Here is a 20,008-nt window from a genome sequence, read left to right as displayed (position 1 = left end):
CAAAGGACCTGTCATGACCGCCCCGATCCTTCCAAGCTTTGCCGAAATCGACCTTGATGCGATCGGCACTCATACTGGCCGCGTCACTGTGGTTCTGTCTGAGCCCGGCAAGCTACATCCGGCTGCGCGCCGTGTGAACAAGCTGATGCGTGGGGCGTTGGCGCGCTTTGCGGAAAGCGAAGCGTTTGAAAAGATGAAGGACGGAGATGCACAGGATCTGGCTTGGCCCGTCGGGATGGAGGCCGAGGCCGTTCAGGTGCTGCGCCTGTCGCAGCGCGCCGACGAGAACACCGCACGCAAAGCAGGTGGAAAGATTGGTAAAACCTTACTGGGTAAAGATGTGCTGGTTCTGGCCGGTGCACTGAAATTCGCTGATGAACTGGCACTGGGCGCCACACTGCGCGCCTATGCGTTTGACGATCACCAGACCAACGAAGATGCCCCCGAGGGTGGAAGTCTGTCGGTCATGGTCTCGAAACCCGAGAATTTCGCCAATGCAACGGCCAACATTAACGCTTTGTCCGAAGGCGTGTTCTTCACCCGTGATCTTGTAAACGAACCTGCCAACGTCCTGACCACCACAGAATTCGCGGCCCGTTTGGAAGCTCTGAAAGATCTGGGTGTCACCGTGAAGGTGCTGGAAGAAGACGAGATGGAAGCGCTTGGCATGCGTGCGCTTCTGGGTGTGGGGCAGGGTTCGGAAAGCCCCTCGAAGATCGTCATTATGGAATGGCTGAAGGGTGTAAAAGGCGCGGCCCCTCTGGCGCTTGTTGGCAAAGGCGTCGTGTTTGACACCGGCGGCATCAGCCTGAAGCCCGGCGCGGGCATGGAAGACATGACCATGGATATGGGCGGGGCGGGCACCGTCTCGGGCGTGATGAAAACGCTGGCGCTGCGCGGGGCCAAGGCCAATGTGGTCGGTCTTGTAGGCCTGGTCGAGAACATGCCGGACGGACGGGCGCAACGCCCCGGTGACATCGTGACCTCAATGAAAGGTACCACGATCGAGGTGATCAATACCGACGCCGAGGGCCGCCTGGTTCTATGCGACGTGATGTGGCATGCGCAGGAAGAATACAAACCGGCCGCGATGGTGGATCTGGCGACGCTTACAGGTGCGATCATCATCGGCTTGGGGCATGAAAACACTGGCGTTTTCTCGAATGACGACGCGTTCTGCAACAACTTCCTGAAAGCTGCCAACGCCGAGGGCGAAGGCGCGTGGCGGATGCCGATGGGACCGGGCTATGACAAGCTGATCAAGTCGCACAAGGCGGACATCAAGAACGTGGGCGGCCGTGCCGCTGGGTCCGTGACCGCAGCCCAATTCCTAGGCCGTTTCGTGAAAGAAGATCAGCCTTGGATCCACCTGGACATCGCGGGGACCGCCCAGCTGTCCGGCGAAAGCCCGTTGGCCCCAAAAGGGGCCACTGGCTGGGGCGTTTTGGCGCTGAACCGTCTGGTGAAAGACCAGTTCGAAGGCTGAGCGCATGACTGACACAGCCGGGACCGGAGAAAAGGAGACGAAAGAGGCCGCCGCACAAGGTGAGGTGTTTTTCTATCACCTGACCCGGTCCCCGCTTGAAGCCGCCCTGCCGATGTTGCTTGAGCGCAGCTTGCAAGCCGGATGGCGCGTTTGCGTGCGCGGCCCGAATGCGGCGCGGCTGAATTGGCTGGATGAACGGCTGTGGTTGCATCCTGAAGACGGGTTTCTGCCCCACGGGCAGGCGGGTGGTCCGCAGGATGCCCACCAACCGATCCTGTTGACGACGGCACCCGACGCGCCAAATGGTGCCCAAGCCCTAATGGCCATCGACGGGGCCGAGATTTCCGAGGAGGACATGCATGGACATACACGCGTGTTCGTCGTGTTTGACGGCAACGATCCCGACGCGGTGGCCCATGCTCGGACGCAGTGGATGGCGGTGAAGAACGCGGGCGTCACAGCGAAATACTGGAGCCAGGAAAACGGTCGGTGGGAAATGAAAGCCTCGACCGCGCCTCAAACCGCTTAACCATACCTCTTCCTCTTGCCCAAAATACCTCGGGGTGAGGCCGCAGGCCGAGGGGCAGCGCCCCTCAGGCTCACCCTGTGAGCCACCGAAAGCATTTCCTATGTCTGCTGTCAGCGCGTCAGGACCAGTTGATCTCGGCTGATCTCGATTTTTTCGAACCGTTGCAGATAGTCATTGCCCAGAAGCGAGCGGGGCATCTCGCCCTCGTTCACCCAGACCTCAACCCCGAAATCGTGAACGCCCAGAAGCTCGACCTTGGCGATGCGGGCAGGGGCCGTGCGGACCTCGCCATTGGCGCTCATCGCGCGGCCATAGAAGCGAAGGGCGTTCACCTCGACGCCAATACGGGCCGCATCTTCTTTGGTCAGAACGATATTGCTTGCGCCGGTATCAATAATGAAATCAACGGGTTGCCCGTTCATCCTAAGCGTCGCGTAGAAATGGCCATCAAAGGCACGCGGCAACACGATCTGGCCCGTGTCCTGAATGACAGATTGCTTCGGAGAGATGTCGTCGCGAATGTCACTCCACAGCCCGACCCCGGCCAGAACGCCCACGAAAATCAACGCCCAGATCAGCGCATAGCGTAGGTTCTGCCCTAGATTGGCGCGGCTTTCGGCCACGAAATAGCCGCCCACGGCGGTCAGCAGCAGGGCAAGATAGGCAAGTCTGGCGATATCGTCTCCGGTCATAGTTCCGATATAGGAACGCCGGGGGGAAATGTCACCGGGTCAGCATGCCGCGTCGGGTTCTAGCCCATCAGCCCGAAATCACGCAGACCTTCCAGCACGAACTGCACCGCCAGCGCGGCCAAGAGCATGCCCAGAAGGCGGGTGACCACCTTGATCCCGGTTTCCCGCAGTATGCGCTCAAGCAGCGGGGCTGCGTTGAACAGGACGAAGGCGATGACCAGAACAAGCGACATCACGACCAGTGCCAATCCAACACCTTCCAAACCGTCCCCTTGTCCGGCCAGCAAGATCACCGTGGCAATCGAGCCCGGACCGGCAATCAGCGGCATGGCAAGTGGAAAAACGGACGGGTCATCGTCGCTCTGGGTCTCTTCTGACTGATCCTTACGCCGCTGGGTGCGCCGTTCAAACAGCATGTCCAAGGCGGTCAGCAAAAGCAGGATGCCACCCGCGATCCGGAAAGCGGGCATCGAGATGCCAAGGAATCCAAGGACACCTTCCCCTAGGAAGGCAAACAGCGTCAGAAGTACACCCGCGATAAGACAGGCGCGGATCGCGACGGCGCGCCGCTTGGCTGTGCTCATTCCCTGCGTCAACGCCATAAACAAGGGCGAGATCCCGATTGGGTCCATCACGACAAACAGGGTCACGAAGGACGGAACAAACAGATCAATATCCATCGTTAAGTCTCTGCTTTTTCAAGTTTATCTTGCGCACTCATCCAGAGATCTTCGGCCTTGTCCATGGCCTCCATCACCTCGGCATACTTCTTTTGCCAGACCCCAAGGTCACCGGCGCGCTCGTTTTCGTAAAGCTCGGGATCGGCGAGCTTCGTGGCAAGCCTGTCACGCATTTCTTCGATTTTCGCCATACGCGCTTCGCATTTGCGCACTTCTGCGCGCAGGGCCAGAATCTGATCACGACTCGGACGTTTTGGCTTGGGCTTTGCGGAGGCTTTCTTGTCCGTCTTCTTGGCCGTATCCGGCGCCAACAGCATCTTGCGATAAGCCTGCAAATCGTCCTCGTATGGGGCGACGTGACCGTCTTTCACCAGCCAAAGGCGATCCGCGACCATCGACAGCAAGTGCATGTCGTGGCTGACCAGAATGACAGCGCCGCTATAGGCGGTCAGCGCTTCGACCAGCGCTTCGCGGCTTTCAATGTCCAAGTGGTTGGTCGGCTCATCAAGGATCAGCAGATGCGGGGCGGGCAGGGTTGCCAATAGCAGCGATAGACGCGCTTTCTGACCGCCCGACAGGCGTCCAACTTCGGTGTCCGCTTGATCCGGGCCCAGACCGAACCCGGCCAAACGGGCGCGCAGCTTTGCTTGCCCTTCCGAGGCGCGTTCACGCATCAAGTGTTGAAGGGGCGTTTCGTCCACATAAAGCTCGTCCACCTGATGCTGCGCAAAGAACCCGATGCGCAGTTTGCTTGAGGACACCATATTGCCCTCCATCAGGTCCAAACGACCCGATAACAGTTTGGAAAGCGTGGATTTTCCTTCGCCGTTGCGCCCAAGCAATGCGATACGGTCGTCTTGGTCAATGCGCAGGTTCAGATTGCGCAGAACGACAGTTTCGCCATAACCCACAGCCGCCTTTTCGGTGGCGATAATGGGGGGCGAAAGCTCTTCTGGTTTGGGGAAGGTGAACACGGTGCGCGCTGCATCTTCGGGTGCCCGGATCGTTTCCATCCGTTCCAGCGCTTTCACGCGCGACTGCGCCTGTTTCGCCTTCGACGCCTTGGCCTTGAAGCGATCCACAAAGGCCTGCAAATGCGCCCGCTGCGCGTCTTGTTTCTTGGCTGCCGATGCCTGCAAAGCCCGCTTCTGCGCGCGCTGTTTGGCAAACATGTCATAGGTGCCGGTGTAGTAAATCAGCCCCTTGTCTTCGAGGTGCAGAATGCCGCCGACCGAGCGATTCAACAGCTCGCGGTCGTGCGAAACGATCAGCACCGTATGAGGGTATTTGACCAGATAGGCCTCGAGCCACAGGGCACCTTCCAGATCCAAATAGTTGGTCGGTTCGTCCAGCAGCAACAGGTCAGGCTCGGAAAACAGCACGGCCGCAAGCGCCACGCGCATACGCCAGCCGCCCGAAAACGCCGAGCAAGGCATTTGCTGTTCGTCATGGGTAAACCCAAGACCTTTCAGGATCGAGGCTGCCCGCGCCTCGGCCGACCATGCGTCGATGTCAGACAGGCGGGTCTGGACCTCGGCAATACGGGTCGGGTCGGTGGCGGTCTCGGCTTCGGCCATCAAGGCTTCGCGTTCCGTATCCGCGCGCAAGACCGTGTCGATCAAAGACACCTCGTTGCCGGGCACTTCTTGGCTGACCCCGCCGATTTTCCAGCCTTTGGGCAATGAGACCGAGCCGGTGTCCAGCACCATCTCGCCGCGAATGACCTTGAACAACGTCGTTTTGCCCGAGCCATTGCGCCCAACAAGGCCCACTTTGTGACCCGTCGGAATGGTCACCGAGGCATTTTCGACCAGGGTGCGACCAGAGATGGAATATGTGATGTCTGAGATTTTAAGCATGACCCCATGTGCCTGACCCGCGCCAGCCCGTCAATCGCCGCTTTTCAAAATGACGATCCCATGTTACGGGGGCGCAAATCACATACGCACGGGGATCTGTCATTGGGCAGGGGTCCCGTTGCCTTAAACGTAAAAGGGACCATCATGGCTATCCAACGCACATTCTCGATCATCAAACCCGATGCAACCAAGCGCAACCTGACCGGTCAAATCGCCGCCAAGTTCGAAGAAGCTGGCCTGCGCATCGTTGCGTCCAAGCGCATTCAACTGACCCTGGCACAGGCCCAGCAGTTCTATGGTGTACACGCCGAGCGTCCCTTCTTTGGCGAACTGTGCGAATTCATGATCTCCGAGCCGATCGTTGTTCAGGTTCTGGAAGGCGAAGACGCCATCGCGAAAAACCGCGAAGTTATGGGCGCAACCAACCCGGCCGAAGCTGCTGAAGGCACCATCCGTAAAGAGTTCGCCCTGTCGATCGGCGAAAACTCGGTCCACGGTTCGGACGCCCCGGAAACCGCCGCAGAAGAAATCGCATTCTTCTTCTCGGGTCTGGAACTGGTCGGCTAAGCCACGTTTCCAGAAGACAAAAAGGCCGCTCGGGGAAACTCGGGCGGCTTTTTTATTTCCTCTTGCAAAAAATACCTCGGGGTGAGGCCGCAGGCCGAGGGGCAGAGCTCCTCAGGCTCACAACGTGAGCCACCAGACCTTATGACGACTGGCGAATCCCAATCTCATCCAAAATCGTTTCCATTTTGTCTTCGGGGGGCTTGTTCGCAGCGGCTTCGGCCTTCAACGCATCAAACCGTGCGCGCAGGGCGTCCTTCTCTTTGCCCTTGCAGTCATTCCACGGGCGGCCCTGAAGGCCCATGACCATGGCGTAATAGGCGATGAAATGGGGGCGGGAGCCTGTGGCCAGCAGGCGGCGATAGGCTTCGTCCGGGCCGAGGGTGCGCAGCTCTTCGGCCGTATGGATGCCTGCGCGGGCATAGACCGCGTCTGAGGCTTCGCCAAGATTTCGGATGGATGATACAGGATCGCTCATGTGCCGAGGTTAGTCGGTACAGAAAAAATCTTAAACCCGTATCATGCGCAGATCAGAAACTGTCCTGACAGTTTAAATGCTGGCCCAATCGGTAAATAGAACCGTTGGCTCTTTCGGCTCGTCCGTACGGGTGCGATCCCGTTTGGGCGGTGCCTTGACATGCACGTAACGCGTGCCGCCAGACGGTGGTTTATGCTTTTCTTCGGTGTTTTCCCTAGCCATATTCTTGCTCCGCTACTCATTAGACGTGCGCCGAAATGGACGCACAAGTTTTCCCCACAGGAGCCTTTCGGCCTTCACATGTTAACATATCGCCGCGCAACATTCGTAAATAATTGAACACAAATTGTTTCCGAAGTGAAAAGGTGTGGCTGTGGTGCGACATGAGGAAGACGCGCGCATACATGGTGACGGCTGTGGTCGATTTGTGAAGATGGTGTGGCAACCTGTTGAGGTTAAATGGAATTAAGGGTCAGTAATCGCGTTCGAAGTAGACGCCCAAACCTGTTTCGCCATCTGATCCCAAGGATCCACGTGCGGTCAGGGATGGGGACAAAGTCAGGTTCAGATTAACCTCGGCGGTGCCATCCGCGCCGACCGTGACGTCCGTATAGATGTTTTCCGAGATGTATTTACCGGCCCGGACCGAGGCAGCGCCCGTTTCGTCTGTGGTCACGTCCAGATCATCCAGTGCGAAACTGCCACGCAAACGTCCCAACACGCCTTCGCCGCCTTTACCGGCCAGCGTGCGCACAGCGGCTGCCAGTCGCAGCGCCTGAATGGCCGAGATCTGGGTGATGTCTTTACCAAACAGAAGGCGGGCCAGCACCTCGTCTTCGGGCAATTCGGGGGACGAGGTAAAGGTGATCTCGGGTTCCGAGACCGGGCCGGTAACGCCGATTTTGATATCGGTGTCTTCGGCGCGGGCTTCTGCAAGGAACCGCAGATAGGCGTTGAAGTCGCCTTGCAGGCTCACGTCGCCCTCGGTCAGGGTCAGACGCTTGCCCAACATGTCCAGACGCCCGCGGATCAAGCTGAATTCGCCTTGGGGAATAACGTCCGCACTGGTGCCGGTCACGCGCAGGGAGCCGCCCAGCTCGGCGTCCAGACCCCGCCCGCGCACAAAGACCTGCCCCGGCGCGTTCAGCGTGATGTCTAGCGGATAGGGGCGCCCCGTGGCAGAGGTGCTCGGCTCCACGATCAGACCAGCGAACTGCCGCGTTTGACGCACGGCAGCCGGTTCGCCCACATGTCTCAAGCCTTCCATGACGGGCAGGGTGCCGGGGGCGGCCTCGGGCACGCGCAGTTCCGTGCGCCCCAGATCGATCACAGCGCGCAGGGTGGCCCCGCCTTGTAAAGGCCCGCGCAAATCTGCACTGCCATTCGCGATGGTCTCAAACAGCGCGCCGTCTGTCAGGCGCAGCTGATCCAGCTGGATCGACAGATCCGCCTGCATAGGAGCGGCCATCCCGATCGTGCCGGAAGCTGCAATTCGCCCTCCGGCGGCTACCGAGCTTTGGATGTCCAGCGTTGCTACCCCGCCAGCCAAGGTGACGCGTCCGCTGTTAATGTCGATAGCTTGCTTCAGGCGCGGCAAGGCAATGCGCGCGTTTTGCGTGGTCATAGTGCCCGACACCGAGGCAAGATCCAGTGGTCCCTGCAGCGCTAGGTCATAATTTGCAGTGCCCGTGGCCAGACGGGGGCGGATCATCTGGTTGGCAAGCGCAAGAGGTGCCGTGCCCGATAGCGCCAGATTGGCCTGCGTGCCATCGGCGCTGACCGTTCCGTCCACACGTGCGTTCACGCCAGCTGGGCCGGTTGCGTTCATAGCGACACGCCAGGTTTCATCCGTCAGTTCCGCGCTGCCTTGCGCTTCGGCAGGACCCAAGATGCCATCCGCGATCAGGCCAAGGTCAGCAAGGCGTGACTGGAACGTCACGCGTGTTCCGTTGTCCGAAGGTGCGCCTTCGGCGGTCACGGACACGGCATCGCTGCGCAGGGTCAGGCGGTCAAGAAGAATGGGGGCGTCGCCTTCGCGGTGGGCCGCAATTGACAAGGTGCTGTCCCCGCGCAGAAGCGCATCAACCTGTGCAATCCCGATCCCTAGCGACGCTGCTTTTGCGTCCAGTTTCAGGGTGAAGTTACCGGTTTCGGGGCGCATCTGGCCTTCCGTGTCGACGTTCAAACTGCCCGACAGGGCGCGCTGCGCCAAGCCGCTATAGGGGGCAAGCTGCGTGATATCACCGCGCAATGTGCCATCTATCTGATCCGCTGCACCATCCACAAGGCGCACAAGGGCCGCGCCCTGCAGGGATGCACCTCCTGGACCGGTGAAATCCGTTTCAACCCGCCAATCTGTACCGGTTTGCTGCAAGGATGCGGTCAGGCGGGCAGGGCCGTTGAGCTTCGGATCAACTGCGCTGGCGTCGGGCAGGTTCAGCGAGAGTTCCGCAGCGGATTCTTTGGTTTTCAGATCCGCCGAGGCCGAAATCTGCGCCTTCTCGGTTTCCAGATCCAACGCCTTGATCCGCGTACCAGTCATGTCGCGAACGGCGTGCAGCGCCAGAATGCTTTTCCCTCCGATGACCGCGTCCAGTTGTGGTTGGTTCACGCCCAAACCCGCACCACGCCCGTTTAGGCGCAAATCAAACGCACCGCCCAGAAGGTTGCTTTCGCCTGTCAGATCAAGCGTCACGCGACCCAACAGGGGCGTAGCTGCAAGTCCCGAGAACTGCGACAGATCGCGTGCGTCTAGGCGCAAGCCATTGCTGCGGGCGATGACACCGTCGGCAAAGTCAGTCAGGGTCAGGTCACCCGTCAGGTCATAGTCGTCGCCTGCCAGTTTCAGGTTCGAAATCGCCAAGACATCGTCGCTTTGCCAGTTGAACTGCAATGCACCGGTCAAATCCGTGCCGATTGCGGCGGCGAACTCTGGGCGTGTCGGCTGGATATTTTTTACGTCGAACCGCACTGCGCCATCGAATAGGGGGGCCGCCCCTTCGGCACCCGCACGCAGCTGTCCCGATCCGGACAACGTGGCGGCGTCAATGATCAAGTCGCCCTGCGTGAGGTCAGCAAGAGCGGCCCGTGCAGTCCAGAGCTCTCCGGTCGCGGCATCATAGGCGATGGTCAGATGTGCGGACGACACCATCGTGCGCGGACCGGACAGGGGCAGGTGGACCGGAGCACCATCAGGAGACGCAATGCGACCGTTGAGGGCGATGCGTTCCGGCCATCCTCCCGGCGCCAGCATCAGATCCCCCTTCAGGTCCAGAGAATTGGATTGCACTGACAGCGTGTCAACGCGGATCGACCCATCAGAAAGCTGCGACGCGCGTGTGGTGACATCAACGGCATCCCCGAAAAAGCCTTTGAAATCGGGATGGAGCAGCGGCGAGATGTCTCCGGACAGATCCAACGCATACTGGCGGTCGAATGTAGGGGTGTCAGGCTGCGCCGAGGCCACTGCGCTTTCTGTCAGGCGGACATGGCCAGTTAGCCGTGGTTCGCCTTCGGTTGCCAATGCGATCTGTGCTTCGAAATCCGACAGGGGGCCGGTCCCGTCAAGCGTCAGGTCAAGGGCCGGCTGGTTGGGAATGCCCAGCAGGGTGGCCGCCATCCCGCCCGTGTTTTCCTGAAGCGACAGAAACAGCGACAGGATACGATCGGTGTTGTTGTAGCTGCCTTTAAGCTCTAACGCGCCTTTTGGGCCGTCCAGCCGGTTGATGGTCAAATCGGCATTCCCGTCACCCGCTTCCAACGCGGCTGATCCCTGAAGCGCGATTTCGGCGGCTTCTCCGATCACACCCTCGCCAAGGTGGACCCGCGCCGCACGGATTGTGCCGATGTTCAGCGACACTGGTAACTCGGGCAGGGCAAAGCCCGTCGCTTCAGGCGCGGGCAGCGAGGGATCCGGGATCGGGCGACGTGAGAGCGTGATCTCCTCGGCCTCAAGTGCGTCGATCTTTACGTTCCCGGTCAACAGCGCGCTGCGTGTCCATGTCAGGGTAAGACCGCGTAAGGACAGCCAAATTCCCTCGCCATCTGCGACGGTAATCTCGTCGACGGTGGCCTGAGAGCTGAAGGCGCCTTGAAAGCCGATGATTTTAATCTCGCGCCCGGTGTCGGACAGGTTGTCTTCCAAAAAGGCCTGAAGATAGCCGCGGTCATCCGCAGACGCAGGGCCAGCGTTTTGTGATAGGGCCGCCAGGGGCAGAGAAAGCGCGGCAATCAGGGTCAGAAGGAAACGATGGATCCACATCAGAACGCCTGCCCAATACCAAGGTAGATTTGTACACCGTCGCCGGTATCTCCGGAAATCGGTCCGGCCACATCCAGACGCAACGGCCCGATGGGCGTTTTATAGCGCACCCCAAGCCCCGCGCCCGCGTGCCAAGCGCCGTCGCCACCAAACAGGCTGTCATCGCTGACGTGGCCGGCATCTGCAAAGGCCACAAGGCCAATTGTGTCGGTGATCGTCGCGCGCAGCTCGGTCGATACGGCCAGATAGGACCGACCGCCGCGCAGACCGCCGATGCCCTCGGGAATGCCTAAGGATTGATAAGGCTGACCGCGAACCGAGTTCCCGCCGCCCGAGAAGAACAGATACCCCGGGGGGATGTCTTGCACATCGTCGGAATAGACCGTGCCTGCCTGCACACGGCCCGCCAGCACGACGCGGTCACCTGCACCCAACCCGCGATAGGCACGGGCATCTGCGAATGCACGCGCCCCGCTGTCGCCGCCATTGAGGGATAGGAACGGTGTCACCTCGGCGCGCAGGAATGTACCTGATGTGGCGTCCAGCAGGTCATTGCGTCGGTCCCACGTCAGACCAATTGGCAGGGTCAGCTGGAAAAAGTCCCGATCCCCAAACACGTCCGTGATGTCTGAATAATGCAGCCCCACGCCAAGTTCGCCGGACAGGGTGTCTGAAAAGATCCGCGTCATGCCTGCGCCCAGATCGATGCTGCGCGATATATAGGCGGGCTCGTCCTCATAGGCGGCTTTAGCATAGCCGAATGCGGTTGTGTCGGGACCAAAGGTTGCGGGCTGTTCCAGTCGCGCACCAAGGCGATAGTCGACACCGCCTTGCTGACCGCCAATTCCTGTGATCTCGCCCTCGACGCGGAAACGTTCCGCCCCGCCAAATAGGTTCCGATGCATCCAATAGGCAGACAGACCGATGCCCTCGAGCGACGACAGTTCCGCCCCAACGCCAAAGCGGCGCGGCTTTTCATCGGCTAAGGCAAGTCCTACGTCCAGCGTGTCATCGGGGGTGAGCGTCTTTGCTTCGGTCAGTGAAACCGAGGAAAACGCACCGGTACGGCGCAGGCGGTTGGCAACCTTGTCTAGTGCCTCGGGCGAGTAGGCTTGACCGGTCGGAAATCCCGCAATTCGGGCAACGCGTTCGGCCCGCACAGTACTGTCTGTCGTCTGTGTCATGCGGCCAAACCGGGCTTTCGGTCCGGGCGAGAATTGCAAATCCGCCGACAGGGTGTGGTCCGTATGGTCTGCGGTGATGCTCTGACGGGTCAGATCGGCCTTGGGGTGGCCTGCTTGCCGCCACGCCAGATGGGCGGTATCTGCAGCCGCTTGGATTTGCGTGCTTTCTGCAAGCGCGCCGGTGCGAAACCCGTCTGGTAGCTTGGTGCCGGGGGGCACGGGGGCCACCCGTGCCGTGCCAAAGGTGAAGGGGGCGCCGGGATCCACTGTGATCTCGATTGTGCTGATCTGAGAGGGCAAGTTGAACACGGGGATGCGCCCGGCCTCGCGCCCGTCGACGCGGATGCGAATGACGCCGCCATAATAGCCGTTGGCATAGAGCACTTCCGTCAGGCGGCCATATTCTGCCAGCGCTGCGGCCATCACGTCGCGGGGGTCGACCTCGCCATCGTTTTTAGCAGTTTGCACAAGAGAGGCGGCCTTGAGGGCCCGTTCCAGGTCACTATCGCCGCCAAGAACCGTGATCTGGACCGTGTCGAGCGCCAATGCAGATTGCCCCAAAATCGTCAGCGCGACGGGAAGGCAGATCCGTCGCCACAGCGGCGCGAAAGTCAACGTTCTCAAACCCAGTTCCCTTGTGAGCAGCACAATATCCCCAATGGCCCAAAGCCTAGCCCGTCGCTGGGCGAAGCACCACCGGAAACACGGGGTCGGCAGCTTTCCGCCGTGCACGCGGTAGGGGCGTCAGGTCGAAAGCTGCGTGCCGAACAGACGGCAGATTTCGGGCATCTCATCCTCGATTCCGGCCAGACGCAGCATGTGCCAGACCAAGGCTGTGTTGCTGGACAGAACCGGGATGCCCAGTTCGGCCTCTAGCTGCGGTATGATGTTCAGGCAACGCAGATTGGTGCAGGAAATCACCAAGGCGTCGCAAGGGGCGTCAGCAGGCGCGGCCGATGCGACCTGATGCGCGGCCTTTTGGATCGCGCCCTCGGTGATCCGTGCGACCACGCGATCGTCGCCTTCCTCGAACGATCCTCCGGCGGTGATGTGAAACCCCGCATCCTCGAGCTTTTCGCGCATCTTCAGTGAGACTTCAGGGATGTAAGGCGTTATGAAGCCAAGGTTTTTCGCGCCTAGGGACGTGCTTGCCGCGATAAGGGCCGCCAGCGGATCGGTCACTTTCGCCTCGGGGCGGATCGTCTGAATGGCGGACGCGACATTGTCTGACCCGATCACGGTCGAGGCCGAGGTGCAGCCATAACCAATCACGTCAAACTTCAGCGAGGATGGGAATAATTTCGCCGAAGCCGGCATGTCATCCAGCATTCGCGCCAGCGTGTCGGCGCGAATTTCGCTGACCATCGGGATGCGGCTGTGATAGCGCGCGACGCCCTCAAAATCCGCCATCCGGGCAAATTCGCTTTCCAGCGTTTCGTCGGTTTCCAGAACGATCATGCCCAGATTGGCGCGCGTCCCGATCCCTCCGTCCGTGTCAAACTCAAGCTTCAGCATGTGGCCCTCAGATCACCGGCAATTCGGGTGCCGCGCGGTTGGTCAAAAGCTGCGCCCCATCTGCACGCACGACGATGTTTTCCTCGTGCACCATGATGCGCCCATCGCCATAGGAAAGCGAGGGCTCCAGCGTCAGCACCATGTTTTCTTCAATCACCGTGTTGTCAAACGCGGCATTTGACGGCCATTCGGTCAGCTGCATCCCCAGCCCGTGCCCCAGCCGCCCGACATCTCCGCCCTGATCATCCAGTTCGGCGATCACGGATTGCATGGCGTGGAACAGCTCGCGGCAGGTGGTGCCGGGACGGGCGGCGGCGATCCCGGCCTCGGTCGCGCGCCACAGCACGTCATAGGCACGGTGCGAAGCATCATCGGCCTGACCCACGGCCCAGTTGCGGTCGAAATCACAGTAATACCCGTCCCAAGTCGCACCGGTGTCCAGCATGAAGACGTCCCCGCGCTGCAGGGGGCGGGGTGAGGGCGGCGAGATCACGTCGTGATAGCCTCCCTGATCCGCGCCGCCGACCAAATAGGGCACATCGTCGGCCCCTTGCGATAGCGCCTCGCGCCGGAACTGACGGAACAGGTCTTCGAAGGGCATCCCTTCATGTGCGATTTTCGGCACCGCGTCGAATGTGCGCGAGCCGATGGCGCAGATATGGGACAGCTTTTCGATCTCGGCCTCGGATTTGACCATGCGCAGAGCACGGACCAGTCCGGTTGCGTCGTCGATCTGAAGGCCGGGCAGCGCACCCATAAGCCGTTCATAGTCGCCCAAGGGCATGCGTAGGTTGGTTTCATGCCCTTTCAGCATCCCCAAGCGACCACCGGATGCGGACAGCGGAGACAGAAGCTCGGTCAGCAGGCTGATCCCGTCATCAGTGGGGGCCGGGGCGCTCCATGTCCGAATGTCGTCGATCCATGTTTGGCGCATCAGTTCCGCGCCGATTTCAGGGATGATCGCGATGGGCTTGCCCTGGGCCGGGACAAACAGGAACCACGGCCGCGTGGGGCTTTGCCAGAACAGCGTGTGAAAGCCGCTGAAATAGCGGACCTCGGGTTCGGTCAGCAGAAGCATCCCGTCCAGACCCTGCTGCGCCATCAGGGCCTGCGCCTTTGCGGTGCGGGTGGCGAACTCGGACTCGGGAAAGCCCCGCGCGGGGGCGTGTTGTGCCTTAGACATGGTCTGCCCCGGCCATGATCGCGTCAAAGATCGCCGGATCGGTCACGCCTTCCGATCCGATCAGTAAGACGCGCGAGGTTGCGTCCAGCCCCAGTGTGTTGGACAGCTCCGAATCCTGACGGGCCGCGATCACGGCGGCCAGCCCGGCCACAGCGCTTTCTCCGGCCTCGACGACCTCATCCCCGGTTTCCCCGTTGGCCAATAGGCGCACGGTGGGCGCGACGATGCTGTCGGGAATGGTTAGGAAATCCGAGGCCTCTTCCGACAGGATTTCCCACGCCATTTCCGAAGGCTCACCGCAGGACAGCCCTGCCATGATGGTTTCTTCGGCGATGGCAAATGTGGTGGCCTTGCCCGCTTTTGCACTGTCAAACAAGCAGGCCGCCAGATCAGGTTCCACGATGACCACGCGGGGCGAGGCATCCTTGTAGAACTGCCGCAAGCCTGCCGCGACCGACGCCGCAAGGCCGCCAACGCCGCCCTGCAGGAAGACATGGGTTGGCGCGTCTTCCAGTGTCTCACAGATCTCGCGGGTCATGACGCCATAGCCGGCCATCACGTCGCGTGGCGGCTCGGTATAGCCCTCCCACGAGGTATCAGACACGACGAACCAGCCGTTTTCCTCGGCTTCGGTTTTCGCCAGAACGACGGAGGCGTCATAGTCACCGTCGATGCGGATCACGTCCGCGCCCAAGTCGCGCATCGCCTCAGCGCGGCCTTCGCTGACCTCGGCGTGGATATAGATGCGGCAAGGCGCGCCGAACCGTTGACAGCCCCACGCCAAAGACCTGCCGTGATTGCCATCGGTGGCCGACACCAGCGTTATCTTGGCGCAGGCGTCACGGTGGTTGCCGTTGCGGATCTCTTCCAAGCTCACGTCTCGGCCCAATTGTGCGCTCAACTCGCGCTGCAACACGCGAAGTGCGGCGTAGGATCCACCAAGCGCCTTGAAGCTGCCCAGCCCAAACCGCGGGCCTTCGTGTTTATAGTCGATCCGCCCAATGCCCAGCTGCTCGGCCAACCCGGCCAGAGACACCAGCGGCGTGGCTTCATACCCGTCCCATGCCATGATCTCGGCGCAGGCGTTTGCGAAATCCTGTTCGGACAGAACGGTGAACGCAGCCTTTGACGGTGCAGGGGATCCTGCCGTGTGGTGCAGGGGCGCCGTGCTGAAAATATCCTTCATGATCAGTCCTTTCGAAGGGGCAGGCGGTCCTGCACAAGGTGGGTCCAGAACGCGGCCCCGATGGGCAAAAGCGCGTCGTTGAAGTCAAAGTCGGAGGCATGCAGGGGTTTGCCATGTGCGCCCTCGGTGCCGTTGCCCAAAAGCAGGAAGCAGCCGGGTGCCGCCGCGGCGAAATGGGCGAAATCCTCGGAAAAGCTCATCGGTTGGCGGTCAGGGATGACGTCGCACCCGGCAGCAGAGGCCGCACGACAAACGGCCTGAGTCGGGCCATCGGCATTAATGGTCTCGATGAACTCGGTTTTGAACTGAACCGTGGCCGTCACCCCATGCGCTGCGGTGACGCCATCGGTGATCTGACGCATGAAGCGCTCGACGGCCAGACGATCCTCGGGCGCGCGGGCGCGCACGTCGCCTTTCAGCACGGCTTGTCCCGGCAACACGTTGCGCTGCCCGTCGGTCACGAACTCGGTCACTGAGACCACAACACCCGCGCCCGGAGCCAACTTGCGGGCGACAATGGTTTGCAGGGCCGTGACCAACTCGGCCCCGACAGTGATCGCATCCACGCCGACCTGAGGCATCGAAGCATGGCCGCCCCGACCATGCACGGTGATCTCGAACAGGCTTTCGCTGCTGCAAATCAGACCGGGCCGGGTCGAGACCTGACCCAATGGTGCACCCGGCAGGTTGTGAATGGCATAGACCTCGTCCACGGGGAACCGCGTCAGCACGCCCTCGTCAATCATCGCTTGCGCGCCCAGCCCGTGCTCTTCGTTCGGTTGGAACAGGAAGACAACTGTGCCATCGAACGCGGCATCCTTCGCCAGCATTTCGGCCGCCCCCAGCAACATCGTCATGTGCCCGTCATGGCCACAGGCATGCATCACGCCGGGGGTCTCGGACGGGTAGTCATGGGTGGATTTTTCCACAATCGGAAGCGCATCCATATCCGCGCGCAAACCAATGGCACGGTTACCATTGCCCTTGCGTAAAACACCTACGACCCCCACGCCTTCGTGCACCTCGATCCCGAGGCCACGCAGGTGGTCTGCCACCAGCGCCTTTGTGTTGTCTTCCTGAAAGCCCAATTCTGGTCGGCGGTGAAACTGTCGCCGCATTTCGGTCAAGTGATCCACGCCACCCTCCTGATCTTCTTGAGGGTATCCTAGCGGGTCAGTAAGGACTGTGTACGTCTTAGTTTTTCAAAAGCTATCTGAAATTGATTGCAAGAAAAGTCATTTGCGACGATTTTCAGATCATGGATGATAAAGACCTGCACATATTGCGGCTGGTGCAAGAGAATGCTCGCCTGACCGCCGAAACCCTTAGCGAACGCGTCGGCCTGTCCCCCGCGGCCGTTCAGAAGCGTTTGAAAAAGCTGAAAGAAACCGGTGTGATCGAGCGCGAAATCGCTGTGCTTTCACCAAAGAAACTTGACCGGGATTTGACCGTCATCGTCGAGGTCATACTCGAGCGCGAGAATCGCCAGCAGCTTGAGGAGTTCAAGAAGAAGATGCGCACAGCGCCGTCTGTGCAACAATGCTATTACACCACGGGCGAGGCCGATTTCCTGCTGATCCTGTCCGTGCGCGATATCAAAGAATACGAGGCTTTCACGCAAGAACACTTCTTTGACGCGTCCAACATCAGCCGGTTCAAAACGTCAATTGTCATGGACCGGGTGAAGCGCTCACTGGATGTGTTGTAGGACGTCATCCGGATCCGGTTTTTGTCGCCTGCGCACCGTGCCGATCAGATAGGCGAACGCAGCGACGGACAAAAGCGCCAGTATTAAGCCGATCTTTTCGCTGATGTGATAGGGCAGGGTCAGGTGGATTGTTTGTCCGTTGAACCCCTCGTCCGGGGACAGAACTTCGATGACACCGTAATCGGGATGTGCGGTCAGCTGAAGCGGGGTGCCGTCGTCAAGCTGCGCTGTCCAGAACTGCCAATATTGGATCGGAAGCACCAGATTTTGCTGATCTGGTGCATTTGCGATCGTGTATGCGCGCGGCGCACTGTCAATTGCAATCCCGTCGGGAAGCTGACTGTGAACCTCATTCACGACGATTTCCAACATCTTGGGGACCATCAAAATGTGCTTCGTGTGGGACAGTTCGATGCCGTATCTCTTTTCGAGCGCGGCATTTGTCTCTGGACTCAGATATTCAATGGCGCCTCGGGGTAAGCTGGTTTCATCAAAGGGAGTCATGATTGCGCCCGCCGATGGAAGCATGACTTTGAAAAGTGGTGCCAAGGCGGCGACGACCAGGATGATTGCCACTCGGGTACGGTTGTGCGGTGCGAGCGCGGCAAGCAGGGCCATAACCGCGACGCCCGCTGCGAAGTCACTGAACACCAACAAACGCCATGGAAATTGAACCTTCTGGATGATCCAGGTGCTCCAGATGGGTTCCGACAGGTTGGAGTTCATGAGCACGACGAAGAACACGGAAGGGGCGATCCAGACAAGTACACTGCCGCGTGCATAGAAGAGGGACAGCGCCACAGTTGGAAGGGTGACCAGAAATGCGCTGAGCATCACGATCGATGTTTGAGGTTGCGGTGTGCCCGACGCAGTGCCCCAAAGCCAGTTTTTTGCCTCGAAAAAATCTGAAAACAATATGTTAGGCGAGACGCTTTCCAACAGGGCAAGCGCCGGTAACCAGTAGAAACTGGTCATCAGAATGCCCAAGAACACCCATCCGACGACTGATGCCAGAAAGGGTATAAACGGTTGGTTTCTGCGCCATTTCTGGACGGCAACGGCGATCAGGATGATCGCAAAAACATGTGCGGCAAGCAGCATTGTCGGCAGGTGGCACAGCACAAGCCCGGCCACCCCGATCGCCAGCGTCCAACCGTACTTCTGCTGGCATCGAACAGAATCGACGCCAAATGCAATCAGAGGCAGGAAGGCGAAGCCCGCGAACTCTCCAATGGCCTGGCGTAGGAACCAATCTATCCATAGGTGATAGGGCAGAAACAGGTACACGAAGCTACCAAGAAGCGCGATCTTGGTGCTGAAATATCGGCGTGCGAACAGGAAAAACGTGGCGCCGCTGAGGAACCAGAAGGCCGCCGCCGTCAGAACGATCTCGGTCCCCGTGGCGCAACTGGGGCAGAGGGGGGCAATCAGCCCGCCAGCCACCCAGAAGGGCAAGGGGCCATAAAAGAAGAAATCATACCCGCCAAGCCCGCTCCACAAACCGGGAAGGTGCTTTGGATAGAGGTCGGAGAGACTTAACGCGCTGCCAAACTCGGCCGCCCAAGTATGGTTGAAACTCGCGCTTGCACCATCGGAAAATCCGGCCGCAAGGAAGAGGGTGAGGCATAGGGCTGCGGCAAGAAATGCGACAAGATGACGGGGGGATAGGGGCATATCGGGTGCAGAGGCTCTTCTGAATGCGAAGACGTCGGGTATCAATTCACAGTGTCACGGGGCATACGCAACTATGTGCATGCTGCGGATGCCGTGTCTACATTGGATAAAAGTGAGCGTGGAGGCGATGTAGGCATTGGCGCTGGTTGATTGGGATGGGTGAGCAGTTATCGGCAGTTGCCTGTATACAGATAGATACCGTCCTGAATTGACTTGTTAGCGATTGTGTAACCGCGCGGGCAGTAGCCATTGTCACCGAGCCAGCTTTCAATAAGGAAGGTGTGCTGAGCCTTTAGGTCGCTCTCGTTGTCAAGCAAGTCTTTGTAAGCGTTAGCTGAAATTGCATATCGAAAAGACTGCTGCCCGCTAGCACTGGTTTGCATTGAGCCGCTGCCCTTTAGCAAGTCTACGTACCCGTTTGGGTCGGTCGTCATGCATCCAGCAACAATCAGGATAGGTGTAAAGAATAGAGAGCGCATTAAAAAATCCTTCAAAGATTCCCGTACTTATGCGGGCAAATGATCAAACGAGCCAATTAGTTTAGACCGCTCCTACCCAGCTTCTAGATTCTTTCGGCGCGTTTTTTTCGTCTGCGATGGCCCGATCAAGCGCATCGATTCGTGACTGAATTTCAGATATCTTTTCAATGACTTCAAACGATTTAGCTGCCTCTTCGTACTTGAGGCTGACGGCGCGACGTTCTTCAACCTGCTGCGCTCGCATTTTTTGAAGGCGTTCAATATGATCGCTAGTTTTAGACATGTGTAAGCTCCTCAAACAATCATGCCAAACATGCGCCGAGGCTCGGCCAACTTGCAAGCCCAAGTTGAATGCCGCAGTGCTCTAATCTCTTTGGATTGTTCCCCCGGCGCTCCCCGAAAGAAAAAGGGCCTAGAGGGTTAAACCTCTAAGCCCTTGAATTCTTTGGCTCCGGCGGTAGGGATCGAACCTACGACCAATTGATTAACAGTCAACTGCTCTACCGCTGAGCTACGCCGGAACATGGGGG

At 59.6% G+C, this 20,008-nt stretch carries 18 protein-coding genes and 1 tRNA gene; 4 read left to right on the top strand and 15 right to left on the bottom strand.

What is annotated here, in order from left to right:
* The first annotated feature begins 13 nt into the window (after positions 1-13).
* Together MWU53_RS05475 and MWU53_RS05470 are read left to right on the top strand one after the other, a co-directional pair.
* Positions 14-1,486: a leucyl aminopeptidase gene (locus MWU53_RS05475; protein ID WP_247091232.1), complete on the top strand. Its 1,473-nt coding sequence runs from the start codon at positions 14-16 to the stop codon at positions 1,484-1,486.
* 4 nt (positions 1,487-1,490) lie between these two features.
* Positions 1,491-2,015 carry a DNA polymerase III subunit chi gene (locus MWU53_RS05470; protein ID WP_247091231.1) on the top strand — a complete coding sequence of 175 codons (525 nt, stop codon included), beginning with the start codon at positions 1,491-1,493 and terminating at the stop codon, positions 2,013-2,015.
* A 110-nt stretch (positions 2,016-2,125) separates the two neighbouring features.
* Here MWU53_RS05470 and MWU53_RS05465 read toward each other — a convergent pair whose 3' ends face one another.
* Genes MWU53_RS05465 through MWU53_RS05455 form a run of 3 tightly spaced genes read right to left on the bottom strand, consistent with a single transcriptional unit; the run spans position 2,126 to position 5,246 of the window.
* Positions 2,126-2,707, bottom strand: a complete 582-nt coding sequence (locus MWU53_RS05465) for a TIGR02281 family clan AA aspartic protease (protein WP_247091230.1) — start codon at positions 2,705-2,707, stop codon at positions 2,126-2,128.
* 59 nt (positions 2,708-2,766) lie between these two features.
* Positions 2,767-3,387 (bottom strand): MarC family protein, encoded by a 621-nt coding sequence (locus tag MWU53_RS05460; RefSeq protein WP_247091228.1) that lies wholly within the window; start codon positions 3,385-3,387, stop codon positions 2,767-2,769.
* A 2-nt stretch (positions 3,388-3,389) separates the two neighbouring features.
* Entirely contained in the window at positions 3,390-5,246 is a 1,857-nt protein-coding gene (locus MWU53_RS05455) for an ABC-F family ATP-binding cassette domain-containing protein (RefSeq protein ID WP_247091226.1), read from the bottom strand.
* A 144-nt stretch (positions 5,247-5,390) separates the two neighbouring features.
* Between MWU53_RS05455 and ndk the strand changes: the two genes are divergently transcribed.
* A complete protein-coding gene (gene ndk, locus MWU53_RS05450) occupies positions 5,391-5,813 on the top strand; it encodes a nucleoside-diphosphate kinase (protein ID WP_108856499.1) in 423 nt (140 codons plus the stop codon).
* A 139-nt stretch (positions 5,814-5,952) separates the two neighbouring features.
* On the opposite strand, the gene MWU53_RS05445 is transcribed toward ndk, so the two are convergent.
* The 8 genes from MWU53_RS05445 to MWU53_RS05410 form a co-directional block, all read right to left on the bottom strand.
* The gene (locus tag MWU53_RS05445) at positions 5,953-6,288 is read right to left on the bottom strand and encodes a TfoX/Sxy family DNA transformation protein (protein ID WP_247091224.1); all 336 of its coding nucleotides are present in this window, start codon (positions 6,286-6,288) and stop codon (positions 5,953-5,955) included.
* Positions 6,289-6,360: 72 nt separating this feature from the next.
* On the bottom strand, positions 6,361-6,510 hold the full coding sequence (locus tag MWU53_RS05440) for a hypothetical protein (protein WP_247091221.1): 150 nt from the start codon (positions 6,508-6,510) through the stop codon (positions 6,361-6,363).
* Between the two features lie 250 nt (positions 6,511-6,760).
* Entirely contained in the window at positions 6,761-10,549 is a 3,789-nt protein-coding gene (locus MWU53_RS05435) for a translocation/assembly module TamB domain-containing protein (RefSeq protein ID WP_247091219.1), read from the bottom strand.
* The gene (locus MWU53_RS05430) at positions 10,549-12,357 is read right to left on the bottom strand and encodes an autotransporter assembly complex family protein (protein ID WP_247091216.1); all 1,809 of its coding nucleotides are present in this window, start codon (positions 12,355-12,357) and stop codon (positions 10,549-10,551) included. Before MWU53_RS05430 ends, MWU53_RS05435 begins: the two co-directional genes overlap by 1 nt.
* Positions 12,358-12,477: 120 nt before the next feature.
* Positions 12,478-13,248 (bottom strand): Asp/Glu racemase, encoded by a 771-nt coding sequence (locus MWU53_RS05425; RefSeq protein WP_247091215.1) that lies wholly within the window; start codon positions 13,246-13,248, stop codon positions 12,478-12,480.
* Positions 13,249-13,255: 7 nt separating this feature from the next.
* Complete coding sequence (locus tag MWU53_RS05420; protein WP_247091213.1) at positions 13,256-14,431, bottom strand: Xaa-Pro peptidase family protein; 1,176 nt, start codon at positions 14,429-14,431, stop codon at positions 13,256-13,258.
* Positions 14,424-15,617, bottom strand: coding sequence for a diaminopropionate ammonia-lyase (locus MWU53_RS05415; protein ID WP_247091211.1), 1,194 nt, complete (start codon positions 15,615-15,617; stop codon positions 14,424-14,426). Before MWU53_RS05415 ends, MWU53_RS05420 begins: the two co-directional genes overlap by 8 nt.
* Positions 15,618-15,619: 2 nt before the next feature.
* Positions 15,620-16,735 carry an amidohydrolase gene (locus MWU53_RS05410; RefSeq protein ID WP_247091772.1) on the bottom strand — a complete coding sequence of 372 codons (1,116 nt, stop codon included), beginning with the start codon at positions 16,733-16,735 and terminating at the stop codon, positions 15,620-15,622.
* A gap of 140 nt (positions 16,736-16,875) precedes the next feature.
* Between MWU53_RS05410 and MWU53_RS05405 the strand changes: the two genes are divergently transcribed.
* Positions 16,876-17,325, top strand: a complete 450-nt coding sequence (locus MWU53_RS05405) for an Lrp/AsnC family transcriptional regulator (protein ID WP_247091209.1) — start codon at positions 16,876-16,878, stop codon at positions 17,323-17,325.
* Here MWU53_RS05405 and MWU53_RS05400 read toward each other — a convergent pair.
* From MWU53_RS05400 to MWU53_RS05385, 4 genes are all read right to left on the bottom strand, one after another.
* Positions 17,308-18,999 carry a hypothetical protein gene (locus MWU53_RS05400; RefSeq protein ID WP_247091207.1) on the bottom strand — a complete coding sequence of 564 codons (1,692 nt, stop codon included), beginning with the start codon at positions 18,997-18,999 and terminating at the stop codon, positions 17,308-17,310. The two genes, MWU53_RS05405 and MWU53_RS05400, sit on opposite strands and share 18 nt — an antisense overlap.
* A 167-nt stretch (positions 19,000-19,166) precedes the next feature.
* Complete coding sequence (locus tag MWU53_RS05395; RefSeq protein ID WP_247091205.1) at positions 19,167-19,478, bottom strand: hypothetical protein; 312 nt, start codon at positions 19,476-19,478, stop codon at positions 19,167-19,169.
* Positions 19,479-19,539: 61 nt separating this feature from the next.
* Entirely contained in the window at positions 19,540-19,761 is a 222-nt protein-coding gene (locus MWU53_RS05390; RefSeq protein WP_247091203.1) for a hypothetical protein, read from the bottom strand.
* A 163-nt stretch (positions 19,762-19,924) separates the two neighbouring features.
* Positions 19,925-19,999 (bottom strand) — tRNA-Asn (locus MWU53_RS05385).
* Positions 20,000-20,008: the final 9 nt, after the last annotated feature.

Source organism: Aliiroseovarius sp. S1123, assembly GCF_023015885.1.
Taxonomy (GTDB): domain Bacteria; phylum Pseudomonadota; class Alphaproteobacteria; order Rhodobacterales; family Rhodobacteraceae; genus Aliiroseovarius.
The sequence above is the reverse complement of the archived record's forward strand: the minus strand, read 5'-3'. Positions and strand labels throughout refer to the sequence as shown.